The following is a 23,636-nucleotide window of genomic DNA, read 5'->3' on the forward strand; positions in this document are numbered from 1 at the left end:
AAACCGGTAAAGTGCGCCGGTAAAAGGCGGCGCCCGGCGGCGCGAATGCCCTGTCCGCCCGCGCACGCGAGCGCTCACGGCCGCCCGCCCGGCATGCCGCTTGCGTGCGGGCGGACCCTTGGCGCTATCATTGACCCTTTACCGTCTGCATCCGCACTGCCCGCGAGCGCCCATGGCATCCCACGATTACCTGAAGAAAATCCTCACCGCGCGCGTCTACGACGTCGCGATCGAGACGGAACTCGAACCGGCCCGCAACCTGTCGGCCCGGCTGCGCAACGCCGTTTACCTGAAGCGCGAGGACAACCAGCCGGTGTTCTCGTTCAAGCTGCGCGGCGCGTACAACAAGATGGCGCACATTCCGGCGGACGCGCTCGCGCGCGGCGTGATTACCGCGTCGGCCGGCAACCACGCGCAGGGCGTCGCGTTCTCGGCGGCCCGGATGGGTATCAAGGCCGTGATCGTCGTGCCGGTCACGACGCCGCAGGTGAAGGTCGACGCGGTGCGCGCGCACGGCGGCCCGAGCGTCGAGGTGATCCAGGCGGGCGAATCGTACAGCGATGCGTACGCGCACGCGGTCAAGGTCCAGCAGGAGCGCGACCTCACGTTCGTCCACCCGTTCGACGATCCGTACGTGATCGCCGGCCAGGGCACGATCGCGATGGAAATCCTGCGCCAGCACCAGGGCCCGATCCACGCGATCTTCGTGCCGATCGGCGGCGGCGGGCTCGCGTCCGGCGTCGCCGCATACGTGAAGGCGGTGCGCCCGGAGATCAAGGTGATCGGCGTGCAGGCCGAGGATTCGTGCGCGATGGCGCAGTCGCTGGACGCGGGCGAGCGCATCGAGCTGAGCGAAGTCGGCCTGTTCGCGGACGGCACCGCAGTGAAACTCGTCGGCGAGGAAACCTTCCGGCTGTGCCGCGAATTCCTGGACGGCGTCGTGACGGTCAACACCGACGCGCTGTGCGCGGCGATCAAGGACGTGTTCCAGGACACGCGCAGCGTGCTCGAGCCGTCCGGCGCGCTCGCGGTCGCGGGCGCGAAGCTGTATGCGGAACGCGAAGGCATCGAGAACCAGACGCTCGTCGCGGTCACGTCCGGCGCGAACATGAACTTCGACCGGATGCGCTTCGTCGCCGAGCGCGCCGAGGTCGGCGAAGCGCGCGAAGCCGTGTTCGCGGTCACGATCCCCGAGGAACGCGGCAGCTTCAAGCGCTTCTGCTCGCTCGTCGGCGATCGCAACGTCACCGAGTTCAACTACCGGATCGCCGACGAGAAGTCCGCGCACATCTTCGTCGGCGTGCAGATCAAGCGCCGCGGCGAATCGGCGGAGATCGCCGCGAACTTCGAGTCGCATGGCTTCAAGAGCGTCGACCTGACGCACGACGAGCTGTCGAAGGAACACATCCGCTACATGGTCGGCGGCCGCTCGCCGCTCGCGCTCGACGAGCGCCTGTTCCGCTTCGAATTCCCGGAACGGCCGGGCGCGCTGATGAAGTTCCTGTCGTCGATGGCGCCGGACTGGAACATCAGCCTGTTCCACTACCGTAACCAGGGCGCGGACTACAGCTCGATCCTCGTCGGGCTGCAGGTGCCGCAGGCCGATCGCGCCGAATTCGAACGCTTCCTCGCGGCGCTCGGCTACCCGTATGTCGAAGAGAGCGCCAACCCGGCTTACCGCCTCTTCCTGTCGTAAAGGCTTCGTGCAATGAATCCCGAACATTCCCCGCTCGGCAAGGCCACCGTCTACGCGGCGCAGTACGACGCGTCGCTGCTGTTCCCGATCCCGCGCGCCGGCGCGCGCGAGCAGCTCGGCATCACGTCGGCGCTGCCGTTCTTCGGCACCGACATCTGGAACGCGTACGAGCTGTCGTGGCTCAACGCGCGCGGCAAGCCGCAGGTCGCGATCGCGACGTTCTACGTGCCGGCCGAATCGCCGAACATCGTCGAATCGAAGTCGTTCAAGCTGTATCTCGGCTCGTTCGCGCAGTCGAAGTTCGACTCGGTCGATGCGGTGCGCGACGTGCTGAAGCGCGACGTGTCGGCCGCGTGCGGCGCAAGCGTGTCGGTCCAGCTGGTGTCGCCGCACGATTTCGCCAAGCTCGAGATGGACGAGCTCGACGGGCTGTCGCTCGACCGGCTCGACCTCGACACCGACGTGTACGAACCCGATCCGTCGCTGCTGTCGGCGGCCGACGGCGAGAACGAAGCACCGGTCGAGGAGACGCTCGTGTCCGACCTGCTGCGCTCGAACTGCCCGGTCACGGGCCAGCCCGACTGGGGCAGCGTGCAGATCCACTACGTCGGGCCGCAGATCGACCACGCAGGCCTGCTGCGCTACATCATCTCGTTCCGCAATCACACGGGCTTTCACGAGCAGTGCGTCGAGCGGATCTTCCTCGACATCATGCATGCGTGCAAACCGGTGAAGCTCGCGGTGTACGCGCGCTATACGCGCCGCGGCGGGCTCGACATCAACCCGTTCCGCACGAATTACAACCAGCCGATGCCGGACAACGCGCGGACCGCGCGGCAGTAATGAAGCGATGCTGGCGGGCATGTTGAAGCCCGCCAGTAGATCGATGCGCACCGTGGCGCAATCTTTCACGGCAGCGCGGCTAATAGCGCGGCGTCCCATTTCCCTTCTACGGCCGCACGATGCAACATCCCGAGCGTAATCGGTTCACGCTTGAGGTCATGTGGCTTCCGAAGCACCCATCGCCGGAATAACGAATAGAGCAACCCTTCGCCTTCCATCAGAAAATATCTGTGGAAATCGAAATCACCCGTGTCGACGGCAAACCGTTCGAAAAAATGCCCGATGAAATCGTTGGCTTCGTCGCCGGTTTGACCCAAGTCTTCCCAGAGCCGAGTGTCAGCGGCGAGCGGCTTCGATGGACCGAGCCCTACCTCCGACCTGACAAACGCCTCGATTTTGTCCCAACTCACGTTTTCCATCAGAACACTCTATCCTCGCGTTTGACTAGGCTGTTGTACCTGGAGACCGTGCCGTGAACGATCGCGAACACGTCACGCGCAAGCAGCGCCCAACCCACGCCAGGAACGGCACGTCCGACGAACACGCTGAGCTTCCGGGTCAGGATAATCCGGAACGACTTGATACTCTGCAGCGTCACGGTGGGTAAAACATTCCTGTTCAACTGGTAGCGGAAAATCGATCGCGCCATCACAGATGCAACGGACGTTCCTTTCGTCGCGCCACCGAATTTCTGCCGTGTCGGCAAAATGGGCCAGCCCGCCAGAATCAGGATCACAGCTTCGACATCGTCGATCCCGACCCGTGCGCACGTCTCCTCTACGGCAACGAAAAAGAAAAGCTCGGCGGGCGTGAGATCCGAATGAACGCCGTAGTGGTATGTATTGCTCGTCATAGTGCGACTTCACGAAATCGTTGTTCGGGAAGACGACCATACCCAGCAATCCACTTAATCTGCTCGTTCGAATTTCACGATGCCCGTCGCGAATTACGCGCCAATCACTTCCACCACCCGCCAGACGTACGTATCGTGTCGCGCTCTCGTCGACACGATCTTATTCGAAGTGTAAAAATCGAGTGCCAACGCAACGAGGCCGGCGCACACCACTACGCCGGCCTCGTCACACAATAAATCGCCCTCGCCGCGTTACTTCACCGGCGGCTTGTAAGCGATGCAATCGACCTCGACCTTGCAGTCGATGACCATGCTCGACTGCACGCACGCGCGTGCCGGCGGATGCTCGCCGAAATACGACACGAACACCTTGTTGAACGACGCGAAATCGCGCGCGTCGTCGAGCCACACGCCGCAGCGCACGACGTGCTCGAGTCCGTAGCCGGCTTCCTTCAGGATCGCGATCACGTTCTCGATCGTCTGCTTCGACTGCGTGACGATCCCGCCTTCGACGACCTCGCCGTTCACCATCGGCGTCTGGCCCGACACGTACAGCCAGCCGTCCGCCTCGACCGCCCGCGCGAACGGCATCACCTGGCCGCCCGTGCCCTTCGCTTCGCCTACGCCATATCGCTTCATCGTTTCACTCCTCACATTTCGGTCACGGATGCGCGCGCCGGCCTGGGCACGCGCGGAAGATCGGAACACCTGCCGCGTTCAGAACGCCGCATCGGCACTCGCCGGCACGCGCTCGCCGCGCGCGACGAAACCGCCGGCACGCTCGCCGGTCGGCTGGCCGTTTTCGTATGTCAGCACGCCGTTCACCCACACCGCGTCGATCCCGTGCGCGGGCTGTTGCGGCTTCTCGAACGTCGCGGCGTCGATCACGCTCGCCGGATCGAACAGCACGAGATCCGCGTGGTAACCGACATGCACTTCGCCTCGCTTCGGGATGCCATAGCGACGCGCGGACAGCGACGTCATCTTGCGGATCGCCTCCTCGAGCGGCAGCAGGTTGGTGTCGCGCACGTAATGGCCGAGCACGCGCGGGAACGCGCCCCACAGCCGTGGGTGCGGCAGCGGATCGTTCGGCAGGCCGTCGGAGCCGACCATCGTCGCCGGATGCGACAGGATCCGGCGCACGTCGTCCTCCGACATGTTGTGGTACACGGCGCCCGCGGGGCGAATGCGCTGCGCGGCTTCTTGCTCGGTCATGCCCCAGTCGGCCGCGATCGCCTTCAGCAGCTTGCCCGCGACTTCCGGGTGCGGCTCCGACCACGTGATCGTGATGTCGATGTCGCCCGTCACCTGCTTCAGGTCGAGCGTCGACGAACTGCGGCTGTACGGATAGCAGTCGCAGCCGACCGGCTGGTAGCGGCGTGCGCCTTCGAGCGACGCGAGCACCTCGGTGCTGCGCCCCCAGTTCGACGGGCCCGCGCACTTCAGGTGCGAGATCACGACCGGCACCTGCGCGTGGCGGCCGACGCGGTAAGCCTCGTCCATCGCGTCGAGGATCGCGTCGAACTCGGTGCGCATGTGCGTCGTGTACAGCGCGCCGGCTTGGGCGAGCGGCTCGGCGAGCACCATCACTTCCTCGGCCGGCGCCGCGAACGCGGAGCCGTACGCGAGGCCCGACGACAGGCCGAGCGCGCCGTTCGCGAGCGCCTCCTCGAGCTGCGCGCGCATGCCGGCGATCTCGTCGTCGGTCGCCGCGCGGTCGAGGCGGTCCATCTGGTTGTTGCGCAGCGCCGTGTGGCCGACGAGCGCCGCGACGTTCACGGCCGGGCGCGCCTCGTTGACGGCCGCGACGTAAGCGGCGAAGGTCGGGTACTGGAACGCGCCGCGCTCGCCGAGCAGGTTCATCGGGTCGGGCGGATCGCCCGCGAGGGTCACCGGCGATGCGCTGATTCCGCAGTTGCCGACGATCACGGTCGTCACGCCCTGCGAGATCTTCGGGATCATCTCCGGCGCACGGATCACGTGCGTGTCGTCGTGCGTGTGCACGTCGACGAAGCCCGGCGCGAGCGCCCGGCCGTTCGCGTCGACGACGTGCTCCGCGAGCCAGTTCGACAGATTGCCGATCGCCGCGATCAGGCCGTTGCGGATCGCGACGTCGCGCGTGACGGGCGGCGCGCCGGTGCCGTCGTACAACTGCGCGCCGACGATCAGCGTATCGGCCGCTTCGGGATGCGAATGCATGGTCAGTCTCCTACCGGTTGACGGTCGCCGCCGCCGCGGTGCGCGTCGAGCGCGTGTTTGATGCGGCGCAGCGATTCCCGGCCCGCATCGCCGAGCCGCAATGCGACGCCGGTGACGAGCACGTCGATCGCCATCATCATCGCGTAGCGCGAGGTCGACGGCTTGTAAATGAAATCGGTTTCGAACGCGACGACCGGGATCAGGTGGTCGGCGAGCTTCGCGAGCGGCGACGCCGGTGCGGTGATCGCGATCAGCTTCGCGCCGTAGCGCTTCGCGAGCCGGCAGCTCTCGAGCAGCTCGGGCACGCGCCCGCTCACCGACAACGCGACGACGACGGTGTCGGCCGACAGCGTCGCGGCCACCATCCGCTGCAGCAAGCTGTCCTGGTAGCTCGCGACCGGCCGGCCGAAACGCACGAGCCGGAAGCGCAGCTCGTCGGCCAGCGCGGTCGAGCCGCCGCCCTGCCCGTACACGTACGTCATCTTCGCGCCGGCGAGCAGGTCGGCCGCCGCGTCGAACGACGTGTTGCGCAGCAACTGATGGTTGTGCGCGAGCGCCACGCGAATCTCGTCGTAGACCATCGATGCGGGGCTCGCATCGTCGGCCGGCGCGTCGTCGGCCGGCACCAGGAAACGCTGGCCGACGGCCGCCGCCTGCGCGACGAGCACCTTCAGTTCGCGCACGTCGCGGCAGCCGACGGCCTTCGCGAAGCGCGTGACCGTCGCGACGCTGACCTCCGCGTCGCGCGCCAGTGCGCCGATGCTCGCATGCGCGGCGCGCGCCAGATCGGCGAGGATGAACGCGGCGACCTTGCGCTCGGCTTCGCGCAGCTCGGGCGCGCATTCGGCGATCCGCGCGACGATGTCGAGGACCGGCGGAGCGGCCTGAGCCGGATGCGGCTCGGCGGCAGGCGGAGCGGACGGGGAAGCGGGCGTATTCATCGGCGGAAAAGGGTATGAAGTGGAATGTTATTAAATAACATCACCGCGCCGATGCTACTTTCTGTACCATCTGCATGTCAACTTCAGTGCAATGCATAGTGATGATGGAGCGGGATGACATGAAAGTTACAAACTATCAGGAAGCGACGATCGATCCGTTCGGCAAGGGCCTGGGCAATCTGCCGAGCGCGAGCGTGCCGCTCGGCGACGCGAGCCGGCTCGAATGGAATCTGCTCGCGGAAGACGTCAGCCTGCCGGCCGCCGTGCTTTACGAGGATCGCGTCGAGCACAACCTGAACTGGATGCAGGCGTTCGTGCAGAAATACGGTGTCAAGTTCGCGCCGCACGGCAAGACGACGATGGCGCCGCAACTGTTCCGCCGCCAGCTCGACGCCGGCGCGTGGGGCATCACGCTCGCCACCGCGCACCAGACGCAGGCCGCGTATCACGGCGGCGTGCGCCGCGTGCTGCTCGCGAACCAGCTGGTCGGCCGCCAGAACATGACGATCATCGCGGGGCTGCTGTCCGATCCCGATTTCGAATTCTTCTGTCTCGTCGATTCCGCGGAGAGCGTCGACCAGCTCGGCCGCTTCTTCGGCGCCGCGAAGAAATCGCTGAACGTGCTGATCGAGCTCGGCGTGCCGGGCGGCCGCGCGGGCGTGCGCGATGCCGCGCAGCGCGAGGCCGTGCTGGCCGCGATCGCGCGCTATCCGGACACGCTGAAGCTGGCCGGCATCGAGCTCTATGAAGGCGTGCTGAAGGAGGAAGGCGAGATCCGCGCGTTCCTGCAGCAAGCGGTCGCGCTCACGCGCGAACTGGCCGAAGCCGGGCGCTTCGCGCGCACGCCGGCGATCCTGTCCGGCGCCGGTTCGGCGTGGTACGACGTGGTCGCGGAAGAATTCAGGAAGGCGTCCGACGCGGGCTTCGCGGAAGTCGTGCTGCGTCCGGGCTGCTACCTGACGCACGACGTCGGCATCTACAAGAAGGCGCAGACCGACGTGTTCGCGCGCAACCCGATCGCCCGCTCGATGGGCGAAGGGCTGCTGCCGGCGCTGCAGCTGTGGGCGTACGTGCAGTCGGTGCCGGAAGCCGACCGTGCGATCGTCGCGCTCGGCAAGCGCGACGCGGCGTTCGACGCGGGCCTGCCCGAGCCGGCGCGCCACTTCCGCCCGGGCCGCGACACCGCGCCGCGCGACGTCGCCGCCACCGAAGGCTGGGCCGTCACCGGGATGATGGACCAGCACGCGTACCTGCAGATCCCGCCCGGTGCGGACGTGAAGGTCGGCGACATGGTCGCGTTCGACATCTCGCACCCGTGCCTGACGTTCGACAAGTGGCGCCAGGTGCTCGTGCTCGATCCGCAGTTCCGCGTGACGGAAGTCGTCGAAACCTTCTTCTGACGCACGTCGCGCGCGGCGCGCCGCGCCGCCCTGCCGCTCGCGCGGGGCGGCCGTCACGCGCGCTTCAATCTGCCGGAGTACACTGCGCTTTCGTCCTCGGGGCCCGTCGCGGCCGTCATGCACGGCGCGACCGGGCCTTCAACGCTGCTTCACTGGAGAAAGCCATGGCCGCGAAGAAGATCCTGTTCCTGACCGGCGATTTCGCCGAAGACTACGAAACGATGGTGCCGTTCCAGGCGCTGCAGGCCGTCGGCCACCACGTCGACGCAGTCTGCCCGGGCAAGCGCGCGGGCGACAAGATCAAGACCGCGATCCACGATTTCGAAGGCGACCAGACCTACACCGAGAAGCCCGGCCACAATTTCACGCTGAACGCGGCGTTCGACGACGTCGATGCGGCGCGCTACGACGCGCTCGCGATCGCGGGCGGCCGTGCGCCCGAATATCTGCGACTCGATCCGAAGGTGATTTCGCTCGTGCGCGAGTTCGCCGAAGCCGGCAAGCCGATCGCGGCGATCTGCCACGCGGCGCAACTGCTCGCGGCCGCCGACGTGATCCGCGGCAAGCGCATTTCGGCCTACCCGGCCTGCGCGCCGGAGGTGAAGCTTGCGGGCGGCGAATACGCGGACATCCCGGTCGACGCGGCCGTGACCGACGCGCCGTTCGTCACCGCGCCCGCATGGCCCGCGCATCCGGCCTGGCTCGCGCAGTTCCTCGCGCTGCTCGGCACGCGCATCGAGCTGTAAACCTTCACCTGATCAGAATGAAATGAAGCGGCGGCCGGCGGCGCTCACGTGCCGCCCGGCTCCGCACGTCAACGCGCGGCTGGCGTCGATCCGACGTCCGCGATCCGCGATTCCAGCATCGCGAGCGCACCCGACAGCGCATTCAGCACGTCGTCCGGCAACTGCGCCATCGTCTGCTCGAGAAACGCCTTGCGGCGCGGCAGGCACGCGTCGAACGCCGCACGGCCTGCGTCCGTCAGCGTGACGTTGGTCACGCGGTTGTCGCGCGCGTCCGACTCGCGCTCGATCCAGCCGAGCGCGTCGAGCGACTTCAACTGGCGCGTGAGCGCGCCCGGATCGATGCGCAGCACTTCGACGAGCTTCTTCTGCGACGAATGCCCGTCCATCGTGTGCAGCGCGACCATGATGCGCCAGCGCGGCATCGGCTGCCCGACGTGCGCTTCGAACGCGGTCATGAAGGCGCGATACGTGCGTCCGAATTGCTGCAAGATCGCGACGCGGTCCTGTTCTTCCATGCGCTGATTTCGTTCCGGTGAATCGTTGAGTCGTCGAATCGCTCGCCCGATCGGTCAATCGGCCGCGACGTGCGGTTCGATCTTGCGCCGCAGCGCGATCGGCGGCACCCGACGGCACTGCCACACCGACACCACGGCGACGACGGCCGCCATCGCGACACCCAGGTGAATCGCGCCGACCAGCGATTCGCGGGCCGCTTCCAGCAGCAGCGCGCCATTATGCCCGGCACGCGTCAACTCCGCGACGAGACCGCCCTGCGCCGCGCGATCGATCAGGATCTGCGGATCGGCGAGCCGCGCGTGCCACTGCATCGCGTGGTCGGCCGACAGCGCGTCGCGCACGCCGCCCGAATACATCTGGTTGACGAGCGTGCCGGTGAGCGCGGTGCCGAGCATCCCGCCGACCATCCGCAGCGACTGCAGCAGCGCCGTCGCGATTCCGAGATGCTCGCGGCCGGCCGTCTGCTGCGCGAACACGGTGAGGTTCGGCAGCACGAAGCCGAGCCCGATGCCGCCTGCGACCATCAGCGCCATCAACATCCAGGTCGGCGTCGTGTGGGTCGACACGACGACGCCCGCGCACGCGATGGCGAACAGCACGAAGCCGACGTGCAGCATCGTGTTCGGATGGCGGATGCGCGTGACGACACGGCCGTTCATGATGCTGCCGATCGTGATGAACACGACGAGCGGCGTGATCACGAGCCCGGCCTCCCTCGGCGACATCCCGAAACCGCCCTGGAACAGCAGCGGCGCGTAGAAGAGCAGCGAGAACATCGAGAAACCGGCGAGGATCGCGAGCACAAAGAGGGCCGACAGCGCGCGATTGCCGAACATGTCGAACGGCAGAATCGGCTGCGCGCAGCGCTTTTCCCAGTGCCACAGGCCGATGCCCGCCGCGACCGCGACGACGAGCAGCAGCGACGCCCAGCTCGCGACGCCGTACTTCGGCAGCCATTCGACGAACAGTTGCAGCGCACCGAGCGACAGCGCGATCAACAGCGCGCCCGGCCAGTCGAGCCGCATCTTGCGGTCGTGCTCGACGTGGCGCAGGTGCGGCAGGTAGCGCCACACGAAGAACAGCGACAGGATGCCGATCGGCAGGTTCACATAGAACACCGAGCGCCAGCCGAACGACTGGGTCAGCACGCCGCCGAGCGACGGGCCGACCGCGTTCGCGATGCCGAACGCCGAGCTCATCAGCACCTGCCAGCGCAGCCGCACGACCGAATCGGGGAACAGATCGGGAATGCACGCGAACGCGGTGCCGACCAGCATCCCGCCGCCGATACCCTGCAGCCCGCGCGCCAGCACGAGATACAGCATGTCGTTGGCCATCCCGCACAGCACCGACGCGCCGGTGAACACGACGATCGACGCGATCACGAACGGCTTGCGGCCGTAATAGTCGCCGAGCCGGCCGAAGATCGGCACCGTGATCACGGAACTGAGCAGGTACGAGGTCGCGACCCACGCGTACAGGTCGAAGCCGCGAAGTTCGGCGACGATGGTCGGCAGCGCGGTGCCGACGACCGTCTGGTCCAGCGCGACCAGCATGGTGACGAACGAGATTCCGATCATCGCGAGCAGCGATTCGCGGAACGGCAGGACTTGCCCGCTCGAATGGTGGGCGGCAGTATGAACGGCCATTTTTTGTCGATGCAACTTTTGCCGAGTCAAAGAATCTCAAAATTCTAGCATGCCGGAGTAATCTAGGCTGGCGATAGGTTCAGGGCCTGTTCAGGCCAAGGAGAAAGATGGAACCGATTTCAATCACCCCCGCGACGACGCTTTCGCCGGAGGATCGGGACGCGCTGCGGCGCGCGAAGCAGGTGCTGGAAAGCCCGTCGCTGACGATGAAGCTGACGGGCGTGCTCGGCGCGCCGGTCGAGAAAATGATCGCGCGACTGCCGGACTTCGCGACCGGCAAGATCAACGACGCGACGCAGCTCGCGCTGCGCAAGTGCCTGAACATCGCGCTGCGCACGCTCGGCAAGCCACAGGCGCCGGACGCCGAGCCTGAAAAGCCCAGCAACCTGCTGCACAAGCTCGCGGTCGCGACGACCGGCGCGGCAGGCGGGGCGTTCGGCTTTCTCGCGCTGCCGGTCGAGCTGCCGGTGACGACCACGCTGATCTTCCGCTCGGTGTGCGACATCGCGCGCAGCGAGGGCGAGGATCTGACCTCGGTCGATACGCAGCTGCAATGCCTGGCCGTGCTCGGCATGGGCGGCAACCCGGACAAGCAGGAGGAAGACGCCGATCTCGGCTATTTCGTGCTGCGCGGCGCGCTCGCGCAGGCGATCTCGAAGGCGTCGTCGGACATCACCGCGAAAGGCATCGCCGCGCACAGCTCGGCGGCTGTCTTCAAGCTCGTGCAGACGGTGGCGTCGCGCTTCTCGGTGCAGGTGACCGAGCAGATGGCCGCGAAGTCGATCCCGGCGATCGGCGCCGTGCTCGGCGCGACCGTCAACACGCTGTTCATCGACCACTTCCAGCAGATGGCGCACGGCCACTTCACCGTGCGCCGGCTCGAACGCAAGTACGGCTCGGTGGCCGTCCAGGCCGCCTATCAGGCGATCGACGCCTCGCCCGCGCGCTGAACCGCACGCTCGACCGCGACGCGGCGCAGGAACGCGGCCGCGCGGTCGAGCGCGTCGCGCGCTTCCGGCACCATCGGCGCGTACAGCTGCCACACGTGCGGCATGTCGGGCCACACCTCGATTTCCACCTGAACGCCGGCCGCCTTCGCCTTCTCGGCGACGCGGCGCGAATCGTCGAGCAGCACCTCGGTGCTGCCGGCCTGGATATACAGCGGCGGCAGGCCCGTGAAATCGGCGTAGAACGGCGACGCGTACGGATGCGTCGCCGGCGCGTCGCCGAGATACAGCTTCGCCGCCTTCGGCAGCGCCGCGGCCGCGAACATCGGGTCGACGCCGTCGTTGTTGCGCATCGTGCCGCCGGTGCCGGCCAGGTCCGTCCACGGCGAGAACAGGATCGCGCCGGCGGGCAGCGGCTCGCCGCGGTCACGCAGCGCGACGAGCGTCGCCAGCGCGAGGCCGCCGCCCGCCGAATCGCCGCCGAACACGATCGACTCGGGCGGCGTGCCGAGCGCCAGCAGTTGCCGGTACGCGGCGAGCGCATCGTCGAGCGCGGCCGGGAAGCGGTTTTCGGGCGCGAGCCGGTAGTCGAGCGAGAACGAACGCACGCCCGCGCGCTTCGTCAGCCCGAACACCAGCGGCCGGTGAGTCTTCGTCGAACAGAAGTAGTAACCGCCGCCGTGGAAATACAGCAGCGTGCGGCCCGGCCCGCGCCCTGCGGCCGCATCGGTGCGTTCGAGCCATTCGCCGCGCAGCGGCGCGTCGCCGACGCCATAGCACTGCCGCAGCCGGTAGCCCGACGGCGGGCGGCGCGGCACGAACATCCGCAGGTCGGTAAAGCGCCGGGCACGCGCGGGTCGAGCACCTCGCGCGTGGTCTCCGGACGAAACTGCCAGCGCAGCAGCCAGCAGGCGAACTTGCTTTGCCAACTCATCGGACGCACTCCGTCATCACAGTGTGACGATGGTACGTTCAAACGTTCCCGCGTCGCTCGACAGGTGCCTCTACATCAAACGCCCGCGCTCAGTTCGCCGGCATCACCTGGCCGCGAATCTCGCCGGACGGGTGCTCCTTCGTATGGATGTTGAAGTACCACTTGCCGCCCATCAGGTCGGTGACCTGCTCGTCGGTGAGCGCCTTCGAACCCTTGATCGGGCTCGCCAGTTCGTCCTTCGGAATCGGCACCTGCACGCCGGCGTTCTGGCCGACCGGCGCGGGCCCGTGGAAATGCGCGGCGGTGGCCGGGCCCGAGAGGTGTTCGTAAGTGACCGTCCACTGCAGCATGTGGGTGGCCGTGTCGTAGGTGGCGGCGACGGTGCCGGAGCCCTTGGTCGCCGTCGGCGGCACTTCGCTCGACGGCTGCAGACTGGCGGACAGGCGCACCGTTTCGGCGGCGGCGCTGCCGGCGGCCAGCACGCCCGCCAATAACGCGACCTGGAGCAAACGCAGCTTGAGCATGGATTCTCCTTGTACGACGTGGTACGCCGCGCGAGCGGCGGCGTCACCCCTGATGGTAGTCGATCGGCGCCCGCTCCGGCAGACTGCCGGAACCTGGAAGAGACCTTTGCAGCATGGCCTCTGAATCCGTGCGCGGCCTTTCGCTACACTTCGTTTCACAGTTGCTTGTTTCCTTCGTCCGAAGGAGTCTGCGAGTATTCACGCGGCCACCCCGGCCGCGTTTTTTTTGCGTGTCCCGAACGACACGCGGCATGCCGCACGCGGATTCCGCTGTTCCGCTCCATCCATTACCAAGCAGCACGAAGCATCTCTCTTCCCGCACACGCCGCGATCGACGCTCGTGCCGCCGGCCACCAGGACGAGACAGCGTACCCCGCATGTTGTCGCGATACGTGTAATAGGTTATTGCGCCAAGCCGGGTCGACACGTGTTTTCCTGCGCAGGAAAATGTTCGCGTGTTGTCGTGACTGGAAAGTGAACCGTGCCGGCCCGTCCCCGATGCCCTGCCCGACCCGCCCCGTCCGTGTCCGCCCGCTGCTGGCGGGTCTCTGCTCCGTCGCCGCCCTTTACGGCGCGCCCGCCGACGCGCAGGAGTTCTCGCTGCTCACCGGCCCGCTGTGGGGCGGCGGGCAACGCACGTATTCGTGGGCGTTCGATTACCAGGAAGGCTTGAGCCCGCATACCGCGCTCGGCTTCACGTGGTACAACGAAGGGCATATTCCGAATCACCACCGCGATGGCCAGGCGGTGCAGTTCTGGGGCCGCGTGCCGCTCGAGAACCGCCGCCTGGTGCTGTCGGCCGGCGCGGGCCCGTATCGCTACTTCGACACGGTGCCGGCCACCGAAGGTCGCGGGTATTCGAATACGCACGGCTGGGGCGTGCTGATGAGCGTGCGCGCCGCGTACTACACGTCGCACCGCTGGATCGCGCAGCTTCAGGTCAACCGCGCGCACGTGTTCAGCGGGCCCGACACGACGTCGGTGATGTTCGGTGTCGGCTACCAGCTCGATGCGCCCGACACGCCGGGCCCGCGCGACACCGCGCTGCCGCGCACCCGCAAGGTCACGCACAACGAAGTCACCGCGATGCTCGGCGAGACGATTCTGAACAGCCGCTCGTCGCCGTCGACGCTCGGCGGCAGCCTCGAATACCGGCGCGGCCTCACGCGTTCGATCGACTGGACCGCGACGTGGATGTACGAAGGCGCGAAGCAGGCGGTCCGCCGCAACGGCATCGCGTCCCAGCTGTGGCTCACGCGCGCGTTCCTGAACGACAAGGTCACGCTGTCGGCCGGCGCCGGCGCGTACTTCACCGTCAACCAGCGCAACCGCGACGGCCAGCCGGGCCCAGGTGACGGCCGCCTCTCCGGCATCGTGTCGATCTCGGCCAGTTACCGGATTTCCGAGCGCTGGCTCACGCGTATCACGTGGAACCGCGTGGTCACGCGCTACGACCGCGATACCGACGTGATCCAGGCCGGCGTCGGCTACCGCTTCTAGTCCGGCGCCCTCACCGGGCGTGCTGTCCGCATCACGCGCGGTAGCCCGGATCGATCCGGTCGACGATGCGCTGCAGCGCGTCGAACGCGTCCTGTCCCGCGCCATGCTTCGGATCGAAATTCAGCGAATCGCGCACGCACCCTTCGAGCACGGGCGGCGCAATCGGCAGCGCCACGCCGATCGCATGCGTCGCGATCTGCACCTCGCACGCGCGGTTGAGCAGCCACATCAGCGAAAACGTCTGCGCGAGCGTCGCGCCGATCGTCACGGGGCCGTGGTTGCGCAGCAGCAGCACCGGCCGCCCGCCCGCGCTCTCGACGATGCGCCGGCCTTCCTCGAGATGCACGGTGATGCCTTCGAAGTCGTGATACGCGATCTTCCCGTACAGCTGCGCCGAATAGAAATTCGAGAACGACAGCCCGTCGCGCGAACAGCACACGGCCATCGTCGGCGTCGTGTGCACGTGCATCACGCAGTGCGCGTCGGGCAGCGCCGCATGGATCGCGCCGTGGAACGTGAAGCCGGCCGGATTGATCGGCCAGTCGGAGTGACCGATCACATTGCCGTCGATGTCGATCTTCACGAGATTCGACGCGCACACCTCGCGGTAATGGAGCCCGAACGGGTTGATCAGGAAATGTCCGTCCTCGCCCGGCACGCGCAGCGAGATATGGTTGTAGATCAGTTCGGTCCAGCCGAGATGATCGAAGATGCGGTAGGCGGCCGCGAGCTGCACCCGCGCCTGCCATTCAGCTTCGGAGAAGCGCGCGGGACGCGTGAACGGCTGGTTCGGTACACGTTGCATGGGAAACTCCGGTTGCGGGGGCGCGCGGCCCCGGGCGAATGGCGGCGCGCATCGTCCATCGTGTGCAGGCGCCGGGGCGCGGTGCGAGGTGCGTATCACGCACGTGTGGCGGCGCGTCGGTCGGCGCCGTTCCGGCCCGCATTGTGCGAGCGGCTCGGCAGCGCCTCTTCTCGATTCACTTATAGTTGCGCGCACAACCATATCACCTTTCCCCGCGCACCGGTATCGCGGGTTTTGCCGGAGCCGTTCGTGCCCTTACAGCTGGTCGTCGACCGGCAGCAGCGTGAAGATGCCCGTCATCACGTTGCGCAGCAACCCCGCATGCGGGTCGACGTGATAGGTAGTGGTCTGGCCGCCTTCGGTGCCCGTCCATTCGAGCGCCGGCGGGCCGCCATCGGTCCGCTTCGCGAGCGTGACGCGGTAGCTTTCGTCCGGCTGCGTCACGCGCGCGAAGATCGCCGCGGCCTGCTGCGCAAGCACCGGGCTGTGGATCACGAGCGCAAGCTCGGTGTTCAGGTGCGCGGAGCGCGGGTCGAGGTTCAGCGAGCCGATCACGAGGATTTGCCGGTCGATCACGTACGCCTTCGCATGCAGGCTCGCACGCGAGCGCGAACCGAACAGCCGCGCGGGCTGCTGGTCGGGCTGCGACTTGAATTCGTACAGCTCGACGCCGCGCTGCAGCAGCGGCACGCGATACGGCGCATAGCCGGACTGCACCGCGACCGCGTCGGTCGCCGCGAGCGAGTTCGTCACGATCGCGACGCGCACGCCGCGCGCGACCGTGTCGCCGAGGATCTTCACGCCGGCGTCATGCGGCACGAAGTACGGCGAAAACGCCAGGAATTCCTTCTGCGCGCCGCGCGTCAGCTCGGCCAGGCGCTGCATCGGCGGGCTCACGTACGTGCCGGTCGGCCGCGCGACCTTGTCCGGCGCATCGACCTTGAATTCGGCCGGCGCCCACACGAGTTCGAGTTCGTCGCGCGCGATCTGCCGGGCGAGCGGCGTCGCGTTCAGCGGTTTCGCGTTGTACGGATCGGCATTCTTGCGCCAGTGATCGCGCAGCTCGTCGCGCATCGCGTCGAGATCCTTCGGATCGAACGTCTGATGATTCAGCACGCGCAACGGGTAGCTGCTCGCGCTCGCCCAGTAGTCGTCGAAGCTCTTCGAGATGTCGCTCGTCACGGGACCGGCCGCCAGCACGTCGAGATCGCGGAACTGCAGCGTCGGGCTCGCACTGAAGTATTCGTCGCCGAGATTGCGGCCGCCGACGATCGCGAGCTGGTTGTCCGCGATCATCGCCTTGTTGTGCATCCGGCGCGTGAAGCTGTCGATCCGCGTGAAGAAGTTGGCCGTGCGCTCCATCATGCCGCGCTGCGACGCGCCGAACGGGTTGAACACGCGGATCTCGATGTTCTGGTGCGTATTCAGCGCGGCCATCACGCGGTCGATATCGTGGAAGTTCAGGTCGTCGACCAGCATCCGCACGCGCACGCCGCGATCGGCCGCGTACAGCGCCGCGCCCAGCAGCAGCTTGCCGGTCGTGTCCTCGGTCGCGATGTAGTACTGCATGTCGAGCGTCTTCGTCGCCGCACGCGCAAGCGCGATGCGCATCTGCAATGCGGTGGCGCCGTCAGCCAGCAGCCGGAAGCCCGACTGCCCGGGATGCGCGGCTTCCGGCGCGGCCAGCGCATCGCGCAGCGGCGTGGCGGTTTCCGCCGACAACGCATGGGAGACGGGGCGATCGAGCGAGGTGGCAGGCGGATGCGTCGCGCACGCGGCGAGCGGCAGCAGCGCGCAGACGACCAGCGCGCGGGCCTGGCGGCATGCTGCGCGCCACGACAGCGCGGCCGGCGCGCGCCGGATCAAGGATGTGAGCACGGAAGCTTCCTCGACAGTCGGATCAATGGGCACATCATGGCCGCGGCGCGCGGCTGACAGGCGGTTCCGGACGATTCTAGTGGGCGCCCGACGAGCGGGTCAATCGAGCGGCCCCCGCATGCCGCGCCGCGCCGCCGCCACGTGCGTCATGCACGGCGGCTCGTGATGCGTGATGCGCGACCGGTCGCCGCTCCTGCGGGCACCGGCGCAGGTCCAACCAATCTCGCGGTGCGCCGCTTCCCGTTCGAAATGGCTGCGCACGCAGCCGATATGCGTCTGCATCGCGGTGCGCGCCTCTTCGGGCCGGTGCGCGCAAATCGCCTCGTACACGACCCGTGTGCTGCAATGACAGCAACTCGGATGCCTGCTCGTCCTCCATCGTCATCCGGTCACGTCGATGGAGATGTGCTCGCGCAGCATGCCGATCACGCTCGTATGTAGATGCAGGAACATCGTATTGTCCGACGCCAACGCGATCGCCTCGTGCAGCTTCGCCTGGGTCGCGGCTTCGACGGCCGCGTCGCCCTTCGCGTGCGCGGTTTCGAGCTAGTAAGCGGCGACGTGCATGCCGAAAAAACAAAAAACCCACGCCCGAGCGAGCGTGGGTTGCTTCATGTCGCTTGCCGATCGCCGGCGCTGACGGCCGGCGATCGGCCGCGGGATCAGCTGCCCTTCGCGATGCGATCCTGGATGTGCTGCGCGCGGCTCGCCGACGACGGGTGCGAGCTCATCATCGAGCTCTGGCCGCCATCCATCTGCGCGAGCTTCTGGAAGCCGGTGACGAGGCCCTTCTGGCTCATGCCCTTCTGCTTCATCAGGTCGAACGAGTAGTCGTCGGCCGCGCTTTCCTGCGACTGCGAGAACTGCGCGTTGATGAACTTCTCGGTGATGTCGCCGAGCTGCGAGCTCGACAGCGCCGCCACGCCCGGCGATGCCGCGCCGGCCGCGCTGCGCGCCGCGCTCACCGCGTATGCCGTCTGCATCGCCTTCTTCGAGTGGCCGAGTGCGACGTGGCCCATTTCATGGCCGATCACGCCGCGCAGTTCGTCGTCGTTCATCATGTCCATCAGGCCGCTGTACACGCGCACGCAGCCGTTGCCCATCGCCCACGCGTTGACGTCCTTGGTCAGGTAGACCTTGTAGTTGATCTTCTGGCCGTTCAGCGTCATGTCGCCGAAGCCCTTCATCACCTTCGTCAGGCGCTTCGCGTAGGCGCTGTTGGCCGGCGCGATCTTCGATTCGGCGTCGCTCGACTTGCACGATTCGTTCGACAGCGCGGCGATGTCGCTGTCCGACAGCGTCGCTGCCTTGTACAGGTTGGTCCCCGCCGACGTCAGGCTGTTCGCGTCAAGGCTCTGCACCCCGCCGCACGCGCTCAGCAGAAACGCCACGCCACACGCCGCCACCGCTTTCTTGAGTTGCATCCCGGAATCCCTCGATAGTTGTATTTGGGAGCGGCGATTTTGCATAATCCGGCAGAAAATTACCAGATGTTTACATCGGATGACACGTTCATTACTCAGCGGATTGACATGACGCGGCGATCTCGCCCCGGATTGACGACGAAAAGCGCGGTAATCGCCGCGCCCGGCGCGGCGGCCGGGAAGGAAAGCGGGCGGACCGTCGCTCAGGCCGTCTGGTCGCGGCGACGCGTCAGGCGGCGTGCGACCAGCATCGGCAGCCGTATCGCGAAGCCGGTGAACAGGCGCAGGTGCATCCACGCGAGCAGTGCGTTGTCGCGGCCGTAGTGAAAGTGCGACACACCGCCTTCGTGCCGGCCGAAATAGCGCACCGGCGCGTCGATGCGGATCGGGCGCACACCGGCCCAGCACAGGCGCACGGCCGCTTCGGGATCGAAGTCGAAGCCGCGCATCCACGGCTGGCGCCGCATGATCGCCGTCAGCGGCGCGACCGGATAGACGCGAAAACCGTACAGCGAATCGCCGATCCCGGCCCACAGCGTCTCGAGGTCGGCCCACGCGTTCGACAACCGGCGCCCCTGCACGCGCAACTGCGGCGCGCTCGCGTCGAACTTCGGCACGCCGAGCACCATCGCGTCGGGCGCGGCCTGTGATGCCGCCATGAAGGCGGGAATCAGGTCGGCCGGATGCTGGCCGTCGGAATCCATCGTCAGTACGTGCGTGAAGCCGCTCGCGGCCGCCGCGTCGAGCCCCGCGAGCACCGCGGCGCCCTTGCCGCGATTCTCCGGCAGCACGATCACGCGCAGGCCGGGATCGCGCTCGGCCATCGCCTGCAGCCGTTCGGCGCTGCCGTCGGTGCTGCCGTCGACGACGACCCACACCGGGTTCCACTGCGCACGGGCATTGCTCACGGTCGTGTCGACCTTGGCGCCCGGGTTGTAGCTCGGAATCAGGACGAGATGGGTGGACGACGCGTGCAGCTTGGACATGAGAACAGCCGATGACGAAGACGGAGATCCTGACAAAAGTGTATGACTCGCCGACGAACGCCGGCACGCTTCGTCGACACCGGCCGCGGGCCGGACCGGTTGCCGGATCGTGAGGCTCTCGCGCTTCATGACAGCCACTCCATCGCATGACCGGCGCTGGCCTCGATCTCGACCAGCAGGTCGTCGCGACACACGTCCGCATGAACGAACAGCGGCCGCACGTGAGGACCGGCGGCCTCGCGCAGCACGCGGCCGATCGCGGCCAGCGCCGCGGTGTCGCCTGCGTCGCGCACGTAAACGCGGTAGCCGAGGTCGGCGAGCGAGAACGGCCCGTGCCCCTGCCGCGCGGCCTGCTCGAGCACGGCCGCGAGGTTCGCGACCGTCTCGCGCGTCTGCGCGACGACGTCGCCGCGATGCACGGTGCGGTGCCCGACGATGCTCGCGGTGCCCGAGACGAACAGCACCGGCGTCGCTTCACCGTCGGCCCACGCGGCGGCGCGCGCGAACGTCGGCGCACGCGGGCCGTACTGCGCCGGATAGTGATACGCGCTGACCTGGCGCGGATTCTCGATCGAGTCGGCCGGCGTGCGGCTCGCGAGGAAATGAATCGCGAGCGGCGCGGCCGGCGACGCATCGCCCGCGACCGCCTCGACCGAGCCGAGCGCGCACGCGGCCGGCACGCCGCCCGTCAATGCGCGGCGGCACGCGTCGAATGCGCGCTGACGGCCGATATTGAATTGACGATAGCGCTCGACGCCGAACTGCACCGCATTGATCGCCGGCACGGTGTTCCAGATCCGCAGCGGATGCGGCATGCCGAGCGTATCGAGCAGGTCGAACAGCGCGCGGTATGCATCGAACGTCGCGCGTTCGAGCGGCGTGCCGCCGTCGCGCGACGCGTCGTACGCCGCGTCCGTCTCGTGCACGACGAGACTGCCGAACACGAGCCCCGCCGCTTCGCTGTAGCGGTAATGCAGTGGACCGCGCCGTTCGCCGCGCAGGTCGTGCGCATCGCACTGCCACAGTTCGCAGACGGCCTCGCCCGGTGCGACTTCGGCGCCGAGCAGCGCCATCTGCACCGGCGCGACCGGCAGGCCGGGCGCGGCATCGGTCAGCATCCGCGCCATGGCCGCCGCGCGCGACGCATCCGGGGTTCCCGCCGCGCCGATGCACACCGCGCCCAGCGCGCCGGGAAACACGCGATCGAGTCCGTCGCCCCGGCCGCGCGCATCGTGCAGCAGCGCGACGAGCCGCGCATCGCTCATCTGGACGAGCCGCAACGCGCGGTCGCCGCCGTGCGCGAACGGCGCGGCCGCAGGCGCGGCGGCGGGCAACATCGAACACGGGCGCCGTTCGGCGTCGACTGGATGCACGGACACTTCGATTTCCTCACTATGCGGCGCAGGCCGCGCGACCACGCGGCCCTGCGCCGCGTTGCGTTACGTCAGGCGAATGCGGCGCGCTTCGTCATGCGAGCCCGCCGTTGACGGACAACACCTGCCCCGTCACATAGGCCGCGGCGTCGGATACCAGGTACGCGACCATCGCCGCGACTTCGTCGGGCCGGCCCGCGCGCTGCGCGGGCACGAGCTGCTTGATGCGTTCCGCGGGAAACGCCTGGTCGGCCATCGGCGACGCGATGATGCCGGGCGCCACCGCGTTCACGGTAATGCCGCGCGACGCGAGCTCCAGCGACAGCGACTTCGTCGCGCCGATCAGCCCCGCCTTCGCGGCCGCGTAATTGGCCTGCCCGCGATTGCCGGTCACGCCGGCCACCGACGCGATGTTGACGATCCGTCCGCGCCGCGTGCGGATCATCGGCAGCAGCAGCGGCTGCGTGACGTTGAAAAAGCCGTTGAGCGTCACGTCGATCACGCTGTGCCATTGCTGGCGCGACATGCCGGCCATCGGCGCGTCGTCGTGAATGCCCGCGTTGTTGACGAGGATCTGCACCGGCGCCTCGTCGATGAACGGCTTCAGCGCGACGAGCGTCGCGTCGGCGTCGGTCACGTCGAACGCGATCGCGTGCGCGGCGCCGCCGGCCGCGACGATCCGTTGCGCGACGGCCTGCGCCTGCTCGAGATGGCGGTTCGCATGCACCCACACTTCATGGCCGGCCTGCGCGAGCGTCGTGCAGATCGCCTGCCCGAGTGCGCCGCTGCCGCCCGTCACGAGCGCCCGCATCGCCTTGCTCCGTTCATCGCGTGTTCCCCTCGATCGCTGCCGCCGCGCATCGTCCGCCGAGCGCCGCCGTCACTTCGTGCGATGCGCGGCGACGTAGGCAGCCAGCGCACCGAGCGTCGCAAAGATTGTCTGGTTGTCCGGATTGTCCGAGCGCAGTTCGAAGCCGTATTTCTTCGAAATCAGCAGCGCGATTTCCAGGATGTCGATGGAGTCGAGCCCGAAACCTTCGCCATACAGCGGGGTGTCGGCCGTCACTGTATCGAGCGGGACGTCTTCGAGATTCAGTTCGCCGATGATCAGCGTGGCGAGCTCTTGTTCCAGTGCGTTCATCATGCGTGCGTGCAGGCGGCCCATGACAGCGGGAGGCGCCCGGAAACGGCAACCGTCGTGCACGCCCGGCGCGTGCAAATCTCCGTCCCTCCGGCCTCTGCCGGCTTCCCCGCCTGCGTCGTTGGGGGATTGTTTGTAAAAGTTACGCGGATTCTAGACGAAGGGTATCGGGGCGTATACCGCGAATGGTTACAAGACTGGCGAGCCGCCGCAGCAGCCCGTTTCGGACGCGAAGACACGAGACGCTTGAGCCGCTTCGGATGGAAATGGACCGACCCCGCGAAACCGTTCGGCCGGCGCCATACAATCGGTTACAAAACCCGGTCACGACGCCCCCGAACCGCACTGCCGCCGCCCTAAAATGTGCGTGCCCGACCACCGGCCCGGACCCGCGTCCCGGCCGCCATTCATATGATGTTTGACGGCCCGACCATCGTGTCCGGCCACGATCCGCCCGATGTCTCCAGTCATGCCGTATCCGCCCTTGCGCTCCGTTCCGGTTCGCCCGCCCGTCAGCCGTCGCAGCCCGGCCGCCGGCCGGTGCGCGCGCCGCGCGCCCGGAGGCCGCCGATGAGCCGGCTGCTGCCCGTCGTGCGCGGCGTCGCGGCAGTGGGCGCCGTGGCCGCCTACCAGGTTGGCGCGCACTACGCGAGCGCGACACCCGGCGCGCACGGCCTCGGCCTCGCGATGGCGCTCGTGCCGCCGCTGCTGCTCGCGCTGGGCGTGGCGCTGCGCTCGCCGCGGCGCGCGTGGCTCGTGCCGGCGTGGCTGCTGGCCGCCGCCGCGCTGTGGGCGGCACGCGCGCCGCTCGCGCGGCACTTCGAATGGGGCCTGTATCTGGAACACGCGAGCTTCAACGTCGCGATGGCGCTGCTGTTCGGCCGCACGCTCGTGGCCGGCGACGTGCCGCTGTGCACGCGCTTCGCGGCGATGATCCACGGCACGGTCACGCCGGCCGTCGCGCGCTACACGCGGCGGATCACGCTCGCGTGGACGCTGTTCTTCGTCGCGATCGCCGCCGTGTCGACGCTGCTGTTCGCGACCGCGCCGATCGTCACGTGGTCGACCTTCGCGAACTACCTGTCGCTGCCGCTCGTCGCCGTGATGTTCGCCGCCGAGCATGCGTGCCGGCGTGTCGCGCTGCCGCACGAGCCGCGGCCGCGGATGGTCGATGCGGTGCGCGCGTATCGCGCGACGACCCACGCATCGCAGGCCGCGCGATGAATTCATGACCGGCGCGGCCCCAAGGGCCGCGCGGGCCTTCGTTCCCGTCTTGACCGA

At 67.8% G+C, this 23,636-nt stretch carries 22 protein-coding genes and 2 pseudogenes; 7 read left to right on the plus strand and 17 right to left on the minus strand.

The features are described 5' to 3' along the window. Nucleotides 1-172 precede the first annotated feature (172 nt). Nucleotides 173-1,696, plus strand: coding sequence for a threonine ammonia-lyase, biosynthetic (gene ilvA / locus SY91_RS00290; protein WP_006477833.1), 1,524 nt, complete (start codon nt 173-175; stop codon nt 1,694-1,696). A 12-nt stretch (nt 1,697-1,708) separates the two neighbouring features. After that, the gene (gene queF / locus SY91_RS00295) at nt 1,709-2,539 is read left to right on the plus strand and encodes an NADPH-dependent 7-cyano-7-deazaguanine reductase QueF (protein WP_023477301.1); all 831 of its coding nucleotides are present in this window, start codon (nt 1,709-1,711) and stop codon (nt 2,537-2,539) included. Between the two features lie 65 nt (nt 2,540-2,604). Here queF and SY91_RS00300 read toward each other — a convergent pair whose 3' ends face one another. The 5 genes from SY91_RS00300 to SY91_RS00320 form a co-directional block, all read right to left on the minus strand. Further along, complete coding sequence (locus SY91_RS00300) at nt 2,605-2,958, minus strand: DUF1493 family protein (RefSeq protein WP_043888285.1); 354 nt, start codon at nt 2,956-2,958, stop codon at nt 2,605-2,607. Continuing rightward, on the minus strand, nt 2,958-3,392 hold the full coding sequence (locus tag SY91_RS00305) for an STM2901 family protein (RefSeq protein ID WP_043888283.1): 435 nt from the start codon (nt 3,390-3,392) through the stop codon (nt 2,958-2,960). Before SY91_RS00305 ends, SY91_RS00300 begins: the two co-directional genes overlap by 1 nt. A 252-nt stretch (nt 3,393-3,644) precedes the next feature. Further along, nucleotides 3,645-4,031, minus strand: coding sequence for a RidA family protein (locus tag SY91_RS00310; protein ID WP_006477830.1), 387 nt, complete (start codon nt 4,029-4,031; stop codon nt 3,645-3,647). A gap of 78 nt (nt 4,032-4,109) precedes the next feature. Beyond that, nucleotides 4,110-5,591 carry an N-acyl-D-amino-acid deacylase family protein gene (locus tag SY91_RS00315; RefSeq protein ID WP_006477829.1) on the minus strand — a complete coding sequence of 494 codons (1,482 nt, stop codon included), beginning with the start codon at nt 5,589-5,591 and terminating at the stop codon, nt 4,110-4,112. Between the two features lie 2 nt (nt 5,592-5,593). Further along, complete coding sequence (locus SY91_RS00320) at nt 5,594-6,532, minus strand: MurR/RpiR family transcriptional regulator (RefSeq protein ID WP_023477299.1); 939 nt, start codon at nt 6,530-6,532, stop codon at nt 5,594-5,596. A 119-nt stretch (nt 6,533-6,651) separates the two neighbouring features. Here SY91_RS00320 and SY91_RS00325 point away from each other — a divergent pair, with 119 nt between their 5' ends. Then, entirely contained in the window at nt 6,652-7,932 is a 1,281-nt protein-coding gene (locus SY91_RS00325) for an amino acid deaminase (RefSeq protein ID WP_023477298.1), read from the plus strand. Nucleotides 7,933-8,096: 164 nt separating this feature from the next. Next, the gene (locus SY91_RS00330) at nt 8,097-8,678 is read left to right on the plus strand and encodes a DJ-1/PfpI family protein (RefSeq protein WP_006477826.1); all 582 of its coding nucleotides are present in this window, start codon (nt 8,097-8,099) and stop codon (nt 8,676-8,678) included. A gap of 68 nt (nt 8,679-8,746) precedes the next feature. On the opposite strand, the gene SY91_RS00335 is transcribed toward SY91_RS00330, so the two are convergent. Then, nucleotides 8,747-9,193 carry a MarR family winged helix-turn-helix transcriptional regulator gene (locus tag SY91_RS00335; protein ID WP_006477825.1) on the minus strand — a complete coding sequence of 149 codons (447 nt, stop codon included), beginning with the start codon at nt 9,191-9,193 and terminating at the stop codon, nt 8,747-8,749. Nucleotides 9,194-9,247: 54 nt separating this feature from the next. Next, on the minus strand, nt 9,248-10,843 hold the full coding sequence (locus tag SY91_RS00340; RefSeq protein WP_006477824.1) for an MDR family MFS transporter: 1,596 nt from the start codon (nt 10,841-10,843) through the stop codon (nt 9,248-9,250). 107 nt (nt 10,844-10,950) lie between these two features. Between SY91_RS00340 and SY91_RS00345 the strand changes: the two genes are divergently transcribed. After that, entirely contained in the window at nt 10,951-11,793 is an 843-nt protein-coding gene (locus SY91_RS00345; RefSeq protein ID WP_006477823.1) for an EcsC family protein, read from the plus strand. Here the strand turns inward: SY91_RS00345 and SY91_RS00350 are convergent. Both SY91_RS00350 and SY91_RS00355 read right to left on the minus strand, forming a co-directional pair. Then, a pseudogene (locus SY91_RS00350) lies at nt 11,763-12,724 on the minus strand (alpha/beta hydrolase). The gene SY91_RS00345 and the pseudogene SY91_RS00350 overlap by 31 nt on opposite strands. Before the next feature lie 89 nt (nt 12,725-12,813). Continuing rightward, nucleotides 12,814-13,248, minus strand: coding sequence for a CHRD domain-containing protein (locus SY91_RS00355; protein ID WP_006477821.1), 435 nt, complete (start codon nt 13,246-13,248; stop codon nt 12,814-12,816). Nucleotides 13,249-13,746: 498 nt separating this feature from the next. Between SY91_RS00355 and SY91_RS00360 the strand changes: the two genes are divergently transcribed. Then, the gene (locus SY91_RS00360; protein WP_023477295.1) at nt 13,747-14,748 is read left to right on the plus strand and encodes a hypothetical protein; all 1,002 of its coding nucleotides are present in this window, start codon (nt 13,747-13,749) and stop codon (nt 14,746-14,748) included. Between the two features lie 31 nt (nt 14,749-14,779). Here the strand turns inward: SY91_RS00360 and SY91_RS00365 are convergent, their stop codons facing one another. The 8 genes and pseudogenes from SY91_RS00365 to SY91_RS00405 all read right to left on the minus strand — a co-directional run bounded on the left by SY91_RS00365 (nt 14,780) and on the right by SY91_RS00405 (nt 22,379). Further along, the gene (locus SY91_RS00365; protein WP_023477294.1) at nt 14,780-15,553 is read right to left on the minus strand and encodes a class II aldolase/adducin family protein; all 774 of its coding nucleotides are present in this window, start codon (nt 15,551-15,553) and stop codon (nt 14,780-14,782) included. 255 nt (nt 15,554-15,808) lie between these two features. Then, nucleotides 15,809-17,431, minus strand: a complete 1,623-nt coding sequence (locus tag SY91_RS00370; RefSeq protein WP_023477293.1) for a phospholipase D family protein — start codon at nt 17,429-17,431, stop codon at nt 15,809-15,811. A gap of 240 nt (nt 17,432-17,671) precedes the next feature. Then, nucleotides 17,672-17,977: pseudogene (locus SY91_RS34910) on the minus strand (FCD domain-containing protein); the annotation flags it as partial. A gap of 116 nt (nt 17,978-18,093) precedes the next feature. Then, nucleotides 18,094-18,855: a M48 family metalloprotease gene (locus SY91_RS00385; RefSeq protein WP_006477817.1), complete on the minus strand. Its 762-nt coding sequence runs from the start codon at nt 18,853-18,855 to the stop codon at nt 18,094-18,096. Nucleotides 18,856-19,058: 203 nt separating this feature from the next. After that, entirely contained in the window at nt 19,059-19,841 is a 783-nt protein-coding gene (locus SY91_RS00390) for a glycosyltransferase family 2 protein (protein ID WP_043888279.1), read from the minus strand. 125 nt (nt 19,842-19,966) lie between these two features. After that, complete coding sequence (locus SY91_RS00395; protein ID WP_043888290.1) at nt 19,967-21,220, minus strand: endoribonuclease L-PSP; 1,254 nt, start codon at nt 21,218-21,220, stop codon at nt 19,967-19,969. 88 nt (nt 21,221-21,308) lie between these two features. Next, on the minus strand, nt 21,309-22,025 hold the full coding sequence (fabG, locus tag SY91_RS00400; RefSeq protein ID WP_023477289.1) for a 3-oxoacyl-ACP reductase FabG: 717 nt from the start codon (nt 22,023-22,025) through the stop codon (nt 21,309-21,311). 69 nt (nt 22,026-22,094) lie between these two features. Further along, complete coding sequence (locus tag SY91_RS00405; RefSeq protein WP_011546210.1) at nt 22,095-22,379, minus strand: phosphopantetheine-binding protein; 285 nt, start codon at nt 22,377-22,379, stop codon at nt 22,095-22,097. A 546-nt stretch (nt 22,380-22,925) separates the two neighbouring features. On the opposite strand from SY91_RS00405, the gene SY91_RS00410 reads away from it, so the two are divergent. Next, nucleotides 22,926-23,579, plus strand: coding sequence for a hypothetical protein (locus tag SY91_RS00410; protein ID WP_124592172.1), 654 nt, complete (start codon nt 22,926-22,928; stop codon nt 23,577-23,579). The last annotated feature ends 57 nt before the right edge of the window (nt 23,580-23,636 follow it).

It is taken from the genome of Burkholderia cenocepacia, assembly GCF_014211915.1.
Taxonomy (GTDB): domain Bacteria; phylum Pseudomonadota; class Gammaproteobacteria; order Burkholderiales; family Burkholderiaceae; genus Burkholderia; species Burkholderia orbicola.